At 59.6% G+C, this 14,198-nt stretch carries 19 protein-coding genes; 12 read left to right on the top strand and 7 right to left on the bottom strand.

What is annotated here, in order from left to right; genetic code table 11:
- Positions 1–82 precede the first annotated feature (82 nt).
- Positions 83–535 carry a manganese-binding transcriptional regulator MntR gene (mntR, locus tag AAIL68_RS14235; protein ID WP_221831341.1) on the top strand — a complete coding sequence of 151 codons (453 nt, stop codon included), beginning with the start codon at positions 83–85 and terminating at the stop codon, positions 533–535.
- Positions 536–580: 45 nt separating this feature from the next.
- Here the strand turns inward: mntR and lspA are convergent, their stop codons facing one another.
- Genes lspA through AAIL68_RS14220 form a run of 3 tightly spaced genes read right to left on the bottom strand, consistent with a single transcriptional unit; the run spans position 581 to position 3,940 of the window.
- Positions 581–1,057, bottom strand: a complete 477-nt coding sequence (gene lspA, locus AAIL68_RS14230; RefSeq protein ID WP_167623997.1) for a signal peptidase II — start codon at positions 1,055–1,057, stop codon at positions 581–583.
- Complete coding sequence (locus AAIL68_RS14225) at positions 1,054–1,653, bottom strand: methyltransferase (RefSeq protein ID WP_221831340.1); 600 nt, start codon at positions 1,651–1,653, stop codon at positions 1,054–1,056. Before AAIL68_RS14225 ends, lspA begins: the two co-directional genes overlap by 4 nt.
- Positions 1,654–1,681: 28 nt before the next feature.
- Complete coding sequence (locus tag AAIL68_RS14220) at positions 1,682–3,940, bottom strand: heavy metal translocating P-type ATPase (protein ID WP_167623995.1); 2,259 nt, start codon at positions 3,938–3,940, stop codon at positions 1,682–1,684.
- Positions 3,941–4,026: 86 nt separating this feature from the next.
- Here AAIL68_RS14220 and AAIL68_RS14215 point away from each other — a divergent pair, with 86 nt between their 5' ends.
- From AAIL68_RS14215 to AAIL68_RS14170, 10 genes are all read left to right on the top strand, one after another.
- Positions 4,027–4,461, top strand: coding sequence for a helix-turn-helix domain-containing protein (locus AAIL68_RS14215; RefSeq protein WP_167624262.1), 435 nt, complete (start codon positions 4,027–4,029; stop codon positions 4,459–4,461).
- A gap of 256 nt (positions 4,462–4,717) precedes the next feature.
- Entirely contained in the window at positions 4,718–4,888 is a 171-nt protein-coding gene (locus AAIL68_RS14210) for a hypothetical protein (protein WP_221831339.1), read from the top strand.
- Between the two features lie 77 nt (positions 4,889–4,965).
- A complete protein-coding gene (locus AAIL68_RS14205; protein WP_260502877.1) occupies positions 4,966–6,147 on the top strand; it encodes a M23 family metallopeptidase in 1,182 nt (393 codons plus the stop codon).
- A gap of 63 nt (positions 6,148–6,210) precedes the next feature.
- A complete protein-coding gene (locus AAIL68_RS14200) occupies positions 6,211–6,657 on the top strand; it encodes a disulfide bond formation protein B (RefSeq protein WP_240544833.1) in 447 nt (148 codons plus the stop codon).
- The gene (locus AAIL68_RS14195) at positions 6,654–7,316 is read left to right on the top strand and encodes a thioredoxin domain-containing protein (protein WP_221831337.1); all 663 of its coding nucleotides are present in this window, start codon (positions 6,654–6,656) and stop codon (positions 7,314–7,316) included. Before AAIL68_RS14200 ends, AAIL68_RS14195 begins: the two co-directional genes overlap by 4 nt.
- 14 nt (positions 7,317–7,330) lie before the next feature.
- A complete protein-coding gene (locus AAIL68_RS14190) occupies positions 7,331–7,912 on the top strand; it encodes an SCO family protein (protein ID WP_167623992.1) in 582 nt (193 codons plus the stop codon).
- Positions 7,909–8,391 carry a copper chaperone PCu(A)C gene (locus tag AAIL68_RS14185; RefSeq protein WP_260502875.1) on the top strand — a complete coding sequence of 161 codons (483 nt, stop codon included), beginning with the start codon at positions 7,909–7,911 and terminating at the stop codon, positions 8,389–8,391. The genes AAIL68_RS14190 and AAIL68_RS14185 overlap by 4 nt, the downstream gene beginning before the upstream one ends.
- On the top strand, positions 8,373–8,987 hold the full coding sequence (locus AAIL68_RS14180) for an SCO family protein (protein WP_221831336.1): 615 nt from the start codon (positions 8,373–8,375) through the stop codon (positions 8,985–8,987). The genes AAIL68_RS14185 and AAIL68_RS14180 overlap by 19 nt, the downstream gene beginning before the upstream one ends.
- On the top strand, positions 8,984–9,448 hold the full coding sequence (locus AAIL68_RS14175) for a DUF411 domain-containing protein (RefSeq protein WP_221831335.1): 465 nt from the start codon (positions 8,984–8,986) through the stop codon (positions 9,446–9,448). Before AAIL68_RS14180 ends, AAIL68_RS14175 begins: the two co-directional genes overlap by 4 nt.
- 36 nt (positions 9,449–9,484) lie before the next feature.
- Positions 9,485–10,009, top strand: coding sequence for a L,D-transpeptidase family protein (locus AAIL68_RS14170; RefSeq protein ID WP_221831649.1), 525 nt, complete (start codon positions 9,485–9,487; stop codon positions 10,007–10,009).
- Between the two features lie 104 nt (positions 10,010–10,113).
- On the opposite strand, the gene AAIL68_RS14165 is transcribed toward AAIL68_RS14170, so the two are convergent.
- Positions 10,114–10,773 carry a L,D-transpeptidase gene (locus tag AAIL68_RS14165; RefSeq protein WP_167623988.1) on the bottom strand — a complete coding sequence of 220 codons (660 nt, stop codon included), beginning with the start codon at positions 10,771–10,773 and terminating at the stop codon, positions 10,114–10,116.
- 268 nt (positions 10,774–11,041) lie between these two features.
- Between AAIL68_RS14165 and AAIL68_RS14160 the strand changes: the two genes are divergently transcribed.
- Positions 11,042–11,254: a hypothetical protein gene (locus tag AAIL68_RS14160; RefSeq protein WP_240544839.1), complete on the top strand. Its 213-nt coding sequence runs from the start codon at positions 11,042–11,044 to the stop codon at positions 11,252–11,254.
- Positions 11,255–11,302: 48 nt separating this feature from the next.
- On the opposite strand, the gene AAIL68_RS14155 is transcribed toward AAIL68_RS14160, so the two are convergent.
- The 3 genes from AAIL68_RS14155 to AAIL68_RS14145 all read right to left on the bottom strand — a co-directional run bounded on the left by AAIL68_RS14155 (position 11,303) and on the right by AAIL68_RS14145 (position 14,111).
- Positions 11,303–11,968, bottom strand: coding sequence for a L,D-transpeptidase (locus AAIL68_RS14155; protein ID WP_167623986.1), 666 nt, complete (start codon positions 11,966–11,968; stop codon positions 11,303–11,305).
- Between the two features lie 456 nt (positions 11,969–12,424).
- Positions 12,425–12,697: a hypothetical protein gene (locus AAIL68_RS14150; RefSeq protein WP_167622019.1), complete on the bottom strand. Its 273-nt coding sequence runs from the start codon at positions 12,695–12,697 to the stop codon at positions 12,425–12,427.
- Between the two features lie 61 nt (positions 12,698–12,758).
- Complete coding sequence (locus AAIL68_RS14145) at positions 12,759–14,111, bottom strand: ISNCY family transposase (RefSeq protein WP_167623423.1); 1,353 nt, start codon at positions 14,109–14,111, stop codon at positions 12,759–12,761.
- Between the last annotated feature and the right edge of the window lie 87 nt (positions 14,112–14,198).

Below are 14,198 nucleotides of genomic sequence, written 5' to 3'. Positions count from 1 at the left end.
AGAACACTCGAAAAGTTAGTCTCGGCTAAGAATTTACCCTTTGCCTTTGCCTGTCAATCTACGATGTGCAACAGTTCTCCCAATGACATGTGATAGCTCTTCAACTGAAGCCACTGATGAACCCCGTCTCGCCGACAGTCGCGCCGAGGCCTTCCAGGAAGTGCGCAGCGCACGGCGCAACGAACTGGCGGAAGATTACGTCGAACTTATTGCCGAGCTCATCCACGAGCACGGAGAGGCCCGGCCTGTTGCCATCGCTGCGCGCTTGGGTGTGCGCGCGCCAACGGTGACCAAGGCACTGGACCGGTTGGCTAGGGAGGGACTAATCACCCGCGAACGATATCGCTCGGTCTTTCTGACGGAGAAGGGTCGTGCCTTGGCTCATGAATGCCGCCGTCGTCATGAGATTGTCCTGCGCTTCTTGATCCGCCTCGGCCTTGATGCCGAGACGGCTGAACGGGACGCCGAAGGCATCGAGCATCACGTCAGTGAACGAACATTGGCTTTGTTCGCGACCTACGCCGATCAGGCGTAGACTGGCACCCAACACAAACTGTCCAGCTTTATAATCTTGCCCCGGTTAAAAAGCAGGTTCCCTGGATTTCGACGAGCGACGCCATGCGATGAAGACCAGCAAGGCCCCCATGGTGATCGCGATATCGGCGCCGTTGAACGTGGGCCAGTGCCAATTCCGCCAGTAGAGATCGATAAAATCGGTGACCGCACCCTGTCGCAGTCGATCGATGATGTTGCCGAGCGCGCCGCCTACGATCAGCGCAAGACCTGTCCGCTCAAGGAGGCCTCCCGCACGAAATGCCATAATCGCGAACACCAAGGCAAGCCCGCCCGTCAGTGCTGACATGAGCAGCGGCCGTCCTGTCATGGCACCAGACATCATGCCAAAACTGGCTCCTTCGTTGAAGCCAAGCGTCACATTAAACCCAGGAACAACGGGCAAGATATCTCCGGGAGAAAGCAGCAACAGTGCCGCCGTCTTGGTGGCCTGATCTGTCAGCACGGTGGCACCAACCAGGAGAATGAGCAGGGTCGCCTTCATGTCGCGCTTCCCCTGTGAAGGCCGATCCAACGCGGCACAGTGTTAAGATAATGCTCATAGTCTCTTCCCAACGCCTGCCGCAGCGCGGTTTCCTCGGATCGAACCTGTGTGGCTGCTGCCCAAAGGAAGAGCATAGGAGCGAAAAGCGTGGGAACTGCAGGAACGGCGAGACCCACCCCCGCAAGCAGCATGAACTGACCCACAAAGGTCGGGTTGCGGCTGAAGCGATAAAGCCCGCCTGACACAAGTGCGCCCGTTGCACCCTCGGCGACACCCACACGCCACGAGCTGCCCATCGACATCTGCGCGGCGAAGGCCAGCATTGCGCCGATCCCGGCAAGAAAGGCGCCGATCAGGCTAAGCGCCACCGCCTCACCCTCGGTCCAAAAAGGGTCGATCTTGTGCAAGGCGGGCCAGGCCAGCCAGAGCAGCGGGCCAAAAAAGGCTAGAACAAAGGCTGCCCTAAATCCGAACGCTGCCCAGCGATCGCGTCCCCTGGCTTGGCCAAACAGCCAGATCGACGTCCTCGCTGCCTGAGTCGCAATGGCGCTGCCCCAAAAAAAGAGCAGCAGATAGCCCGCCAACAGCGCCAGCACGGACCAGCCAAACCCTGACAGCACGGCCTCAGCCCTCACGCTCGGGATTGAAGCCCAGCAGGCGGAGCGCGTTCAGCGTAACAAGCACTGTAGCCCCGGTATCGGCAAGGATTGCAATCCAAAGGCCAGTGATCCCCAGCACTGTCGTCACAAGGAAGACCACCTTCAGACCAAGCGCGATGGTCACGTTCTGCCGAATGTTGGTCATGGCCGCGCGGGCAAGCCGGATCTGTGCCGCGATATCGGTCACCCGGTCACGCAGAATGGCCGCATCGGCGGTTTCCAGCGCCACATCGGTGCCCGATCCCATGGCTACGCCGATGCTGGCCTGCTTGAGGGCAGGAGCATCATTGATGCCGTCACCGATCATCATCACGCCGCCCTGTTCGTTCATCTCGCGGATTGCGCTGAGCTTGTCCTCTGGCATCATGTCGGCTTGGAACTGCATGCCCAGACCTTCGGCAATAGCCGCGGCGGTGCGGGGATTATCCCCTGTCAGAATGGTCGATGTGATTCCCATAGCCGACAATTGGCGCACCGCTTCTGCAGCGTCGGCACGGGGTTCGTCCCGCATGGCAATGAGGCCAAGCGGAATGCCTTCGCGATAAACGGCCACGGCGGTCTTTCCCTGCTCCTCGAACATGGTCGCTTGCCGCAGACCGAGTTCATCCAGGCCGCCATTCTCGGAGGCATGTCGGGGCGAGGTCACCCAAGCCGGCGCATCACCCACTGTTGCGACGACTCCCCGTCCTGCCAGTGCGCGTGCATCGCGGGCGGGAAGGGCAGGGACGCCAGCCGTTTCGGCCCTGTTCAGGATAGCCACTGCAAGCGGATGACTTGATCCGCTTTCGACACCTGCCGCGACCTCAAGCAGCTGCGCTTCGGTCGTGTGGCCAAACGGAACCAGATCGGTGACTTGCGGGCGGCCATGGGTCAGGGTGCCGGTCTTGTCAAACGCTACCTTCGAGACCTTGGCGGCGGCCTCGATCACAGCGCCCCCCTTCATCAGCAAACCTCGCCGGGCGCCGGTAGACAGCGCAGATGCTATGGAGGCAGGAACCGAGATCACCAACGCGCAGGGACAGCCGATCAGCAGCAGCGCCAGCCCGCGATAGATCCAGGTATCCCAGGACTGGCCCAAGACCAGCGGGGGCACCACGACCACAAGGACCGCGACCGTGACGATGGCGGGCATATACCAGCGGCTGAAGCGGTCGATAAAGCGCTCGGTCGGCGCACGCGCCTCCTCGGCTTCTTCGACAAGACGGATGATACGGGAAATGGTATTGTCCTGGGCGGCCTTGATCACGGTGACGCGCAGCACGGCCTCGGTGTTGATCGAGCCCGCGAAGACCCTCTCCCCCGGACCGCGTGTGGTGGGCACGCTTTCTCCTGTCACCGGGCTTTCATCGATGCCGGATATGCCTTCGATGATGTCTCCGTCGGCCGGGATCCGATCGCCCGGTCGGACCAGAACGGACTGGCCCACCTGAAGACTGGCGGCGGCGACTTCGCGTGTCGTGCCATTTTCCTCCAACAGCGCGGTTTTCGGAACCAGATCGGCCAACGCGCGGATGCCGTTGCGAGCCTTGCTTGCGGCGACGCCCTCAAGGACCTCTCCGACGGCAAACAAGAACACAACCAATGCAGCCTCTTCCGCTGCATTGATGAACAGCGCGCCGATGGCAGCGACTGTCATCAGCCCCTCGATGGTGAAGAACTGGCCGGATCGTGCCGCAGCAATGGCACGGCGGGCGATGGGGGCAACACCGATCAGGCAGGCCGCGACAAATGCCCAGGCACCAACGCGTGGCGCGAACAGCTCCACGCTCCAGGCCGCAGCCAGCAGCAGACCGGTGAAGATGACCAGTTTGCCCTTGCCGGTCTGATACCAGTTCTTGCCGCGATCGGCTGGGTCATCATGGACATGGCCGGGACTGCCATGCCCGGAATGAGCGGCATCGGCCCCAGCGGGACGTGCGTGATCATGCGCCTCGTGATTGGCGCCGGATGCCGCACCAGGAAGGACGAACTCCTTCTTCTCGGCCCCGCGTGGCGTGATCCCGTATCCCAAAGCTCGCACGGTCTTTTCGACCTGCTCTCGGTCGGTCTTGTTTCCGTCCAGGGTCAAGCGAAGACGTTCGGACATGATGCCGACCTCGACCCCACTGACTCCCGGCAAACGGGCCACAGCGTTTCTGATCTTGCCGGCACATGATCCACAATCCATGCCGGACACTGTCCAGTCGCAGACGGTTTCGTCAGCCAGATCCGATTTCGTCATCATTCTCTCCTCCGCCGAAGCAGGGCGGTTGCCATCATCGAATCAGAGTTCTAAGTGCTCTAGCTACTATAGGTTCAAGGAGAATCTTGATGCTGACCATCGGAAAGCTCGGATCATCAACCGGCGTAAAGATCCCCACGATCCGCTATTATGAGCAGATCGGCTTGTTGCCGGAGGCCGAGCGCAGTCCTGGCAACCAGAGGCTTTACACCCACAAGGCACATGAGCGTTTGGTTTTCATCCGTCACGCACGCGACCTGGGATTTTCGCTGGAGGCAATCCGTGATCTGCTCAGCCTGTCGGACAATCCGGATCAGCCCTGCGCCGCGGCGGATGCCATCGCAAAGGCACAGCTTGCCGAAGTCGAAAGCCGTCTTGCCCGACTTGCCGCACTCAAGACAGAACTGGAGCGCATGGTGGTGCAATGCGCGGGCGACAGGATTTCCGATTGCCGGGTCATTGAAGTCCTCAGCGATCACTCCCTGTGCATCACCGACCACGCCATCGAGGATGCGAATTCTTGACGGAGGCTGCGCATCCTGCGCTGCTCATTGTCTGGTGCGTCAACTGTGCGCACCAGTTCCTGTAGCCGGCAAGCTGTTCCCATTGCGAGAGGCTGGAACATCTCCGCATCTCCCTTCCTTGCCGCGACCAACTGACAAATCTGTGATCCCTCCAGATTTGCCTTGAACCTCTAGCTGCTTGAGGTTGCAGAAGGCCCAACCGGCCGCAACGAGCAGGACAGACAAAAATGATACCTTTCGGACATCGAGTGGGCAGATGCTGACGCTCCTCGGGGCTACTCTGGGCGTCTGGCGCGGGATGATCCGCGCCCGCCAACTGGGCGGAAACAGACTGGACATGATCCAGTATGCCATCGCTCACGCAATTGCTTTCGGACTGCTGGGAGCATTTGTCGGAATAACCCTCGGACGTCTTTTCACGCCATGAACCGGAATGCTGCCGCTTGCTGGCTGTCTCCTGCAGCCAAAGCGACGCTTCCCACATCTGACGGGATATCAGACTTGATGATCTTGCGAACCCTGCTTCTTGTCGGCGCTGTTGCCGTGACCGCGCCGCTACACGCCGAGACCCTGAGCGAGCCTGCGCCCCCGGCGGGACAAACAGCCAATCTTTCGCAACACGAGGTGGTGGCGGGCGATACGCTGGACGCGATTCTGTCTCGTGCCGGAATAGCCGCAGAAACGCGGAACGAGGCGGCACTGGCCATTGCGGATGTTTTCGACCTGTCGACCTTGACCCCTGGCCAAGTGCTAAGATGGAGCGTGTCGGAAGATGATCCCGCCCGTTTGAAGCGCCTGTCGTTGTTGATCGAGAACGGCACCGATATTGTTCTCGATTTCAGCAAGCCTCTTGAGGCTGCCTTGGTCAACACTCAGATCCAGGTCCGAGATCGCCGCGAGGCCTTCGTGCTTGTCGGGCCGCTTTATGATGCGCTTGCAGAACGAGAGGCGCCAGAGAGCTTTGCTGTCGATCTTGCTGCCCTCCTGGCGGGACAAATCGATTTTCGCCGTGACCTGAAGGGCGGAGAGCGCGTGGCGCTGATCTGGCAGGAAAGTGCTCTGCCTGACGGTACAATCCTGGGAGAGCCTCGGCTGTCCTATGCCCGGCTGGAGCTGAACGGGCATATTTACGAACTGGTAGCAGGTCCACCGGACGAACCCGCCATTCTGTTCAAGAATGGCAAGCCGGTGCAGCACACCGCTCGACCTGTCATCGGTGCGCGTCTGTCTTCGGTCTTCGGCAAGCGAAAGCACCCGGTTCTTGGCGTAGGGCGAATGCATACCGGGGTTGATTACGCCGCAAAGATTGGCACGCCTGTCAGGGCGACCGGGGCGGGCAGGGTGATTTTCGCAGGAACCATGCGGGGATACGGCCGGACCATCGATATTGACCACGGTGGCGGCGTTGTGACCCGCTATGCCCATTTGTCTCGCTTCGCCCCTGGTATCGAGAGGGGCACTCAGGCGAGCGCGAATGACCATATTGGCGATGTCGGTGCGACAGGCCTCGTAAGCGGGCCGAACCTGCACTACGAAGTTCGTGTCGATGGCCAGCCGACAAACCCGATAGAGAAAACGCCGGCATTACACGCCATGGCGATCAAGCCAGGCGATCTGTTGATGCTTGCGACGGCAAGGGTCGCGACCGGGTTCTTCATCAGCACGAATGTGGAGAACAAAGGCTGATGGTAGCCGGAGATGGCTGCCGGCCGGCAGGACGTTCCAACACGAAATCGGAGACTATGTTCGATGTTCGACTTGCCCATGCGTGACTCCCCGACCTCCCGCGCCGAGACGCTTTTGTTCATCGCCTTCTTGGTGGCCCTGGGCGCGACATTGGGCGCGCTCTTCATTGGTGAGGTGCTGGGCCAGACCCCTTGTATCCTCTGCTGGTATCAACGCATCGCGATGTTCCCGCTGGTGCCGATCCTGGCTGTCGGCCTCTGGCGGGGTGATGCGATGGCAAGGATTTATGCACTGCCGCTGGTTCTGGCGGGACTTGCGGTCGCGCTCTGGCATTCGGGACTTTACGCCGGGCTGATCCCGGAAGGCATCAGTCCTTGCACCCAGGACGGTCCATCCTGTTCCGACCGCACTAAGATGACCATCCTGAGGCTGCCCATTCCCTATCTTTCGCTCGGCTGCTTTATGGCAATCGCGCTGTGCCTGAACCCCATGAAAGGAAAACCATCGTGAACCGAAGAACCATCGTCGTGAGCACCCTTGCCCTGGGCGCAGGCGCATTTGCCGGTGGATCGTGGTATGTCACGCGGCAGCGTGAAGCCGAACAGGCCGCTGTCGAGCGTGCAGCCTTGGAGGCCCAACCCGATGCGCTCATCCGGCCGCATTCGCCGATCCTCGGGCCAGCCGATGCGCCAGTGACCCTTGTGGAGTTCTTTGATCCGTCTTGCGAGGCCTGCCGAGCCTTTCATCCGGTTGTCAACGAGTTGCGTCGCGAATATCCCGTCCAGCTTCGCGTGATCTTGCGATACACGCCGTTTCACGATGGTTCGGACGAGGCCGTGCGCATTCTGGAGGTTGCGCGTCGTCAGAACGTTTTCGAGCCGGTGCTTGACATTCTGTTCTCCGAACAGCCGACCTGGGCACTTCATGGTCAGCCGCGGCTCGATCGGGCTTGGCAACTGGCAGGTCAGGCTGGACTGGACCTGGAACGCGCGAAGTCCGAGCGGTTACATCCTGATATCACCGGCGTGCTAAACCAGGACATGGCCGATGTTCAGGCCATGGGAATCCAAGCGACGCCTACCTTCTTTGTTGGTGCCGAGAGGCTGACGGATCTCAGCATCGAAAACCTGCGCGCGACGGTTTCGAACGTCGTGTCGGGACTCGGGTGAGGCGCGCGACATCAATGAGCTTGCGAACGATCCGCTTTATCCTTTGGGGACTGGTGTGCGTGGTCCTGGCCGTTATCGCGATCCAACTCTGGGGTGGACGGCAGCAGACCCCGCAAACCTTCCAGCCAGACTTCGCCCTGCAGGACGGAAACGGACAAACCCATACCATGGCCGACTTCCGGGGAAAGTTCACTCTGGTTTTCTTCGGCTTCACGAATTGCCCCGATGTCTGTCCGACGACCATGTCCGAAGTGGCCCAAGTCATGGACGATCTCGACGCCGATGCGGATCGGGTGCAGCCCTTGTTCATCTCAATCGACCCGGAGCGGGACCGCAGACAGGGTCTGACCGAATATGTGGCGGCCTTCCATCCGGCAATCCTTGGCTTGTCGGGGGATGATGCCGCCACGAAGGACGCTGCCAACAGCTTCAAGATCTATTTCGGACGTGAAGAGGACCCATCCGCTCCCGACGGCTACACTATGTCGCATAGCCCGGGGCTGTTTTTGATCGGGCCGGATGGTGAATGGCTGCGCCAGTTCGCCTATGAAACCCCTGCTGCCGAAATTCTGGCAGCTATCGAGGAAAGGATATGACCATGAAAGCCTTCGGGGTTGCATTTGGATTTGCAATGCTCCTTCCCGCACTTGCCTCGGCCGATTGCGCCAGCGTGACAGCGGGCGAGCTCACGATCTCGAAGGCTTGGTCACGTGCCACCATTGGCACCCAGCGGCCGGCTGCGTTCTATGTTGAGATCCGCAATGACAGCGAAGCGGATGATCGCCTAATCGGGATCGAGACACCGATTTCGGGAATGCCGATGCTGCACCAGACAGTTATCCAGGACGGGGTCGCCTCGATGCCGCATGCCGAGGCTGTTGACGTTCCGGCAGGCGAAACGATCTCTCTGTCACCTGGCGGCTACCACGGCATGTTGATGGAGCTGAACACGGCTCTTTCCGAAGGCCAGTCCTTTCCTGTCACCCTGACCTTCGAGCAGGCAGGGGCAGTCGAGATCGACACCCATGTCCTGTCAATACGCGCGCAGGAGGCGCAATGCGACGTCGAAAACTGATCCTCGGTGGGGCGGGTCTTCTTGGCGCATTTGGCTTCACCCTGGGCCTCGGAGCATGGCGCAGTGGCGACCTGCGTTGGCTGACGGACGTCAGGGAAACCGAGAACGGTCGGCCAGACCTCTCCCGGATGGCGTGGCGGCTGATCGATGATCGGGGCAATCCTGTCGTCCCGCAGGATTGGCTTGGCCAAGCCAGCATGGTCTTTTTCGGCTTTACCTGGTGTCCGGATGTCTGCCCTACCACGCTGATGGATATTGCAGATTGGCTGGAGGGCCTTGGGCCGGACGCAGACCGGATCCGGGTCGCCATGATCACCGTCGATCCTGAACGGGATAGCCCCGAGATCCTGGCCGAATACTTGTCGAATTTTAATTCCAGGATTCGCGGCCTGACGGGCTCGGCTGACGCTGTCGTCGAAGCCGCCAAGGCCTTTGACGTGACCTACACGCGCCTGCTGCGAGATGACGGGGACTACACCATGAACCATACATCCGGCGTGTTCGTGTTTCATCCGTCAGGTGAACTTGCCAGTACCATCGACTTTCATGAGGAGCGCCGCTTCGCGGTGCCCAAAATCCGGAGAGCCATCGGATGAAGCATGCCTTTCTTATTGCAGTTGCCCTGCTGGCAGCGCCTTTGTCCTCGGAGGCGCAGGAGGTTGTCCCTGCCATTCATGTTGTCGAGGGACAAGGCTGCGAATGCTGCGTGAAATGGACAGAGTATCTGCAACAGCAGGGTTTCGACGTGACCGCCGAAGAACGCTTCGGCGTCCTGCTGATCCAGCACAAGATCGACCTTGGTGTCCCCGCCAAACATTATTCCTGCCACACCGGCCAGATCGACGGCTATTTCCTCGAAGGCCATGTGCCCGCCGAAGATATTCGAAAGCTGCTGGAGGAACGGCCCGATGCAGCAGGCTTGGCTGTGCCCGGAATGCCCTATGGCAGCCCCGGCATGGGGCCCGAAGACAAGCGCGAAGCGTATGACGTGTTGTTGATACGCAAAGACGGAAGCAGCGAAGTGTTCACCAGCTATCCCGCTGCCGACGGCATTTAGATCAGTCATTTATACCTTAGGACGGAGCAATCCTGAATGGCCAGTTTAAACCGGCGTCATTTTTCCCTGGCAGGCTTGGCGGCCCTTGCGGCGTGTGGCGCTCCGACGCCGCAGACGCCGACGTTCAAAGTCTATTCCGGTCCCCTGGTCACCCAGGTCGTCATTCAGAAAGGGCAGCGCCGCATGTATCTTCTGAATGGAACGACGGTGCTGAAGTCTTATGATTTCGGCCTGGGATTTCAGCCGGTCGGCCACAAGCAGTTCGAGGGAGACGGCAAGACCCCTGAGGGGCTTTATTTTGTAGACCGCTTCAATCCTCGTAGCCGGTATCACCTTTCTGTCGGCGTGTCCTATCCGAATGAGCGCGACCGTGCTTTTGCGGAACAATTCGGTCGCGATCCCGGCGGCGATATCATGATCCATGGCCGTGGGCCGGAAGGCAACCAACTGGTGCGCCAGAAACGGGACTGGACCGCCGGGTGCATCACCGTCAGCGACGAAGAAATCGAGGATATCTATGCCATGCTGCAGCCCGGCGTCCCGATCGTGATTCATGCCTGACAGATGGGATGAGACGGGCGGGAAAGCTGTCCCATCATTACTGAGGCTTCTAGAAGGGACGCCAGCGAACAGGTTCGTTGGCGTCTTCCTGTAAGGAAAAGCTTCTAGAACACCGTCACCTGCGTTCCGATCTCTGCCAGCTCGTAGAGCCGGGTAATATGCTCATTATAGAGACCGTAGCAGCCGTTAGAGGACTTTCGGCCAATCTTCCGTGTGTCGTGTGTGCCATGGATCAAGTAGGCTGGCCATGACAGATAAAGGCCGTACGGTCCCAAGGGATTGTTCGGATCTCCGCCCTCGACACGTTGCGGCAGATTGGGATCCTTTTCCCGCATGCTGGGCGTTGGTGTCCAAGGCGGGTTTTTTGCCTTTCTGACAACTTCAGTTTCGCCCCGGCGGGTCAGATCTTCGGTGATTGGGATAGAGCACGGGAAGACCAGGTTGACTGATCCGTCACCCGACCAGTAATGCACTGCACGCGAGGTCACATCCGCAAGGATCACGCCTTTTCCCAAGCTCGGGTAAAACTCGCTCCAGTGTCTCGCGCGAAACGACGACTGATTGCGCCGGGGATCTGCGCTTGGATCGACCTGATAGGCACCGAGATCGGGTGCCCCACCGGTCGAGGGACCGCCATAGACAGGCTGCCCGGTATAAGGGTCAAAACCCTGCGCCGGGGCGCCGCCGCCCGGCAACACCGTCGCTGTTGCCAGCAAGCCACCTAGAAAGCGTCGACGGTCGCTACCTGTGTCCTTAGGGACCATTCACTGCCTCGCGTTTTTGGATAAGTTATCCAACAATTATAAAAGGGTACTCTTAGAAAGGCACTTGGCCAAGGAGACGAAATGCCGCGTTGTTCAAGATGCTGTGCGTTCCGGATGCGACCTACTGCTGTCGGCAACTGTCGTGCTTGTGCGCCGCGCTATCCAGTGCGAGGGATGCTTGACAAGCTAATCACGCAAGGAGACATAAATGAGAAACAAATCCCTCATCATCTTGGCGATTGTCCTGATCAATGCCGGTTGCGGAAACATGGCAACAAGGACAGAAGTCACACAAACCGGATCCGAAAATCTTTCCCCAGAGCTCCTCGCGCTGGCTGCGCCGGGGCAGGACGTTACCTCGGCCCGTCTTCTGCCAGAAGATAACTGCTATTGGTACGAGCATCGCGGGCAGGTGGAAACAACACTTCTTCCACTTACCACGGCTGAGGGCCGTCCAATTTGCATGCAGTCACAAGCCTGAGGCCACTCGGGCGTATGATCAGACCTGCAACTCCAGCAAAGGTGTGGCCTAGCTACGCGTGGTCACACTTTCTGCGGCCGAATAAAGAAACGCAGTGGAGCCGATTTCTACCTTTGGATAGAGATCGTTGATATGCGCCATGACCATCCGCACGCAGCCAGAACTGGCGCTAGTGCCAATGCTTCTAGGAAACGGGGTTCCGTGGATGCGCAAGTAAGTATCCCGGTCGCCGACATAGAGGTAGAGAGCCCGTGATCCTAAAGCGTTTTCGGGACCTGGCTCCATTCCACCTTCGAATTGGGCATAGGTCTCCGGCTCCCTGTCAATCATGCTCTGCGTGGGGGTCCAATGAGGCCATTCGACCTTTCGCTTAATCGTATAGACCCCCGGTTCGTATAGGTCCCCTCGACCTATGGCCACGCCATAGCGCATTGCGGTTCCCCCCGTCTCGATATGGTAAAGATACTTCGCCACAGCATCTACATGGATGTCACCTGCCACCAGGCCATCATTGGCCTTTACCCTTTGAGGCAAGAAACGAGAGTGCACACCCCAGGGATTGGAGGTGGAGGGATTGTAACCGGCAGGCGTAACCTGTGCGTCCCAAGCAGCCTTCTGTGCTTCAGTCGGCCATGATGCCGCAAACAAAGGACCTGAAATGGTCGCCGAAAACAGCGCTGTCGTTGTGTGAATAAAGTGTCGTCTTGTCACCATCTTTTATGCTCCTATTCCTTCTCGGCATCTTCCCGGCACATGCTTTTAACGCAACCTCCTCAGCCCGCTAAATCGATCTTTAAGATCAAATTTTCTTGTGCAATCGGTTACTTATGACTCAAAGACGGTGAGTTCATGATTGAGCGGCATCTAGCAACACATCCAACCTTTCAAACAGCAAAAGGGCTAGTAATAACTGAACGACGAAGCCGCCGACGGAGGGGTAGAAGCTGAGGAGCTCCGCGAGACGAAAGATGCTTCGCGTCGGCCTAAGCGCAGGATTCCCATCAGATTGAGCTAGCCTTGTTGGAAGGCGCGGGACATGCTGCAGGTTCCTGTTGCAACCAAGTTGAAATGTCCTTGGCTGCGCAAAGTAGGAATGTCTCACCGAGGGTGGGCAAGCATGGCCGGGCAGGGCGGAGACATCCGCCATCGCAGCCCTGACCGGCCATGCGGTCAGAGCCGCAGCTTTCGACGTTCCTTTGGCGAGTAGAAGGCGCGCACGCCCTTCGTTTCGACCCGCTTCTCGAAATCCCGCCAGGCAAGACCATCGACAAGATAGGGCGGGTTATCCGAAATCGTCAGGGTGCCGAACCTGTTCATGACCGACAGCACCCAGCCAGGGGAGATCGATGTCCGGTAGATCTCGACAGAGAACCGGTGGCCATCGATCAGCACGTCCTGTGTCAGATCCGAGAAGATGATCTCCGGCTCTGCGCTGTCTGCCATGTTCTTGCCCTGCGTGCTCGATCAAAGCACAGGGTATCACCGCAACTGGGCCAGGGAAGCGTCATTCCAGGGGTGGAGCGGCATGCGCCTTTGCCTTGCGGGCTGCCGAGGAGTTCCAGCCGTTGTTGCGGCGTCCCGTGGGCGTGTAGCGGGTCCGTTGCTTGCCGACCCGGTGCACCTTCGGCGGAGCCTTGTCCTGCTCGGCCTTGATGTATTCCAGGACCGCGCTCAGATGCTTGTTCTCGGTAATGGCCGCATGGGTCACCCGCTGATCCTTGTCGAACACGGAGTAGGGCAGCGAGACACCCTTCCAGCGGAACTCCAGCCGGCCGTCCGCGAACTCATAGCTGTCCACGTATTTGCCCGGCAGATCGCGGGTGATCTCGTTCTCGGCCAGGATGATCCGCAGCCGGTCGTAGGAAAAGGCCAGCTGGCTGCTGACATAGCGTTCGTCGCGATAGCACAGAATGTCACGCAGCCGATCCGGTTCGACATTCAGTGGCCGATGCAGGTTGTCCGCACGGCGTGGCACCTTGGCAAACTGCGCGTTGTAGCGCGCCATGAAGCCGGGAAGAAAGGCATTGGCAGTCTCCATGTCGGAGATGCCGGCCAGCCGCAGTTCCTTGACCAGACGGTCCTGCAGGGTGCGGTTGGCGCGCTCGACGCGACCTTTTGCTTGCGAGGAGTTGGCGCACAGGATCTCGATGTTCAGTTCGTTCAAGGCCCGGCCGAACTGGGTCATCCCATAGCCTGTCCTGGCACCTTGCTTTGGCACCCGGAACACTGTGTGCTTGTCGGAGTAAAAGGCAACGGGCCGGCCATGCAGCGTCAGATACCGCTCCAGGGCTCCAAAATAGCTGAAGGTGCTCTCGGAGCTGACGAATTCCAGGTGCATCAGGGTGCTGGTGGCGTCATCGATGAACACCAACAAGGTGCAGGCCGGCCCGCGATCCTCGAACCAGCGATGATCCGAGCCGTCGATCTGGATCAGCTCGCCAAGGCACTCCCGGCGCAGGCGCGGCTGGTGGAATGTTCGGCGCTGCTTGCGCGACAGCCACAAACCCGCATCCTGCATCCACTTGCGCAAGGTCTCGCGCGACACTGTCAGCCCGTGACACTCCGCCAGCTTCTCGGCCGCCAAGGTCGGGCCAAAGTCGGCATAGCGGTCCCGAACGAGCGACATGGCAGCCTCCCGGATCGTCGGGTCGATCCGGTTGTTCGATGCCCGTCCACGTGCCTGGTGCCGGATTGCCGCCGCGCCGTCAGCCCCGAACCGCTTCAGCAGCCGGTGAACCTGTCTGCGGCTCAGGTCCAGAACATCGGCCGCGGTCACGGCTGACATCCCACCTTGCAGCACCTGGCTCAGAACCTTGACCCGGTTCAGTTCCCGTTCACTCATCATCACCCATCCCATGTCTCGGCTCCCAAGGATCGACACGATGCTCATCCAGGGGAGTGTGACATTCCTGAATTGCAGAGGTGAGACATTTTAACTTTGCGG

The organism is Paracoccus sp. SSK6, from assembly GCF_039770665.1.
GTDB lineage: Bacteria > Pseudomonadota > Alphaproteobacteria > Rhodobacterales > Rhodobacteraceae > Paracoccus.
Note: the sequence above shows the minus strand (reverse complement) of the source record. Positions and strands in the feature narration are given on the sequence as shown.

Coding starts and splice junctions, on each gene's coding strand:
- mntR (WP_221831341.1), top strand. CDS start 83: ATGACATGTGATAGCTCTTCAACTGAAGCCACTGATGAACCCCGTCTC.
- lspA (WP_167623997.1), bottom strand. CDS start 1,057: ATGAAGGCGACCCTGCTCATTCTCCTGGTTGGTGCCACCGTGCTGACA.
- AAIL68_RS14220 (WP_167623995.1), bottom strand. CDS start 3,940: ATGATGACGAAATCGGATCTGGCTGACGAAACCGTCTGCGACTGGACA.
- AAIL68_RS14215 (WP_167624262.1), top strand. CDS start 4,027: ATGCTGACCATCGGAAAGCTCGGATCATCAACCGGCGTAAAGATCCCC.
- AAIL68_RS14210 (WP_221831339.1), top strand. CDS start 4,718: ATGCTGACGCTCCTCGGGGCTACTCTGGGCGTCTGGCGCGGGATGATC.
- AAIL68_RS14205 (WP_260502877.1), top strand. CDS start 4,966: ATGATCTTGCGAACCCTGCTTCTTGTCGGCGCTGTTGCCGTGACCGCG.
- AAIL68_RS14200 (WP_240544833.1), top strand. CDS start 6,211: ATGTTCGACTTGCCCATGCGTGACTCCCCGACCTCCCGCGCCGAGACG.
- AAIL68_RS14190 (WP_167623992.1), top strand. CDS start 7,331: ATGAGCTTGCGAACGATCCGCTTTATCCTTTGGGGACTGGTGTGCGTG.
- AAIL68_RS14185 (WP_260502875.1), top strand. CDS start 7,909: ATGACCATGAAAGCCTTCGGGGTTGCATTTGGATTTGCAATGCTCCTT.
- AAIL68_RS14180 (WP_221831336.1), top strand. CDS start 8,373: ATGCGACGTCGAAAACTGATCCTCGGTGGGGCGGGTCTTCTTGGCGCA.
- AAIL68_RS14175 (WP_221831335.1), top strand. CDS start 8,984: ATGAAGCATGCCTTTCTTATTGCAGTTGCCCTGCTGGCAGCGCCTTTG.
- AAIL68_RS14170 (WP_221831649.1), top strand. CDS start 9,485: ATGGCCAGTTTAAACCGGCGTCATTTTTCCCTGGCAGGCTTGGCGGCC.
- AAIL68_RS14165 (WP_167623988.1), bottom strand. CDS start 10,773: ATGGTCCCTAAGGACACAGGTAGCGACCGTCGACGCTTTCTAGGTGGC.
- AAIL68_RS14160 (WP_240544839.1), top strand. CDS start 11,042: ATGGCAACAAGGACAGAAGTCACACAAACCGGATCCGAAAATCTTTCC.
- AAIL68_RS14155 (WP_167623986.1), bottom strand. CDS start 11,968: ATGGTGACAAGACGACACTTTATTCACACAACGACAGCGCTGTTTTCG.
- AAIL68_RS14150 (WP_167622019.1), bottom strand. CDS start 12,697: ATGGCAGACAGCGCAGAGCCGGAGATCATCTTCTCGGATCTGACACAG.
- AAIL68_RS14145 (WP_167623423.1), bottom strand. CDS start 14,111: ATGGGATGGGTGATGATGAGTGAACGGGAACTGAACCGGGTCAAGGTT.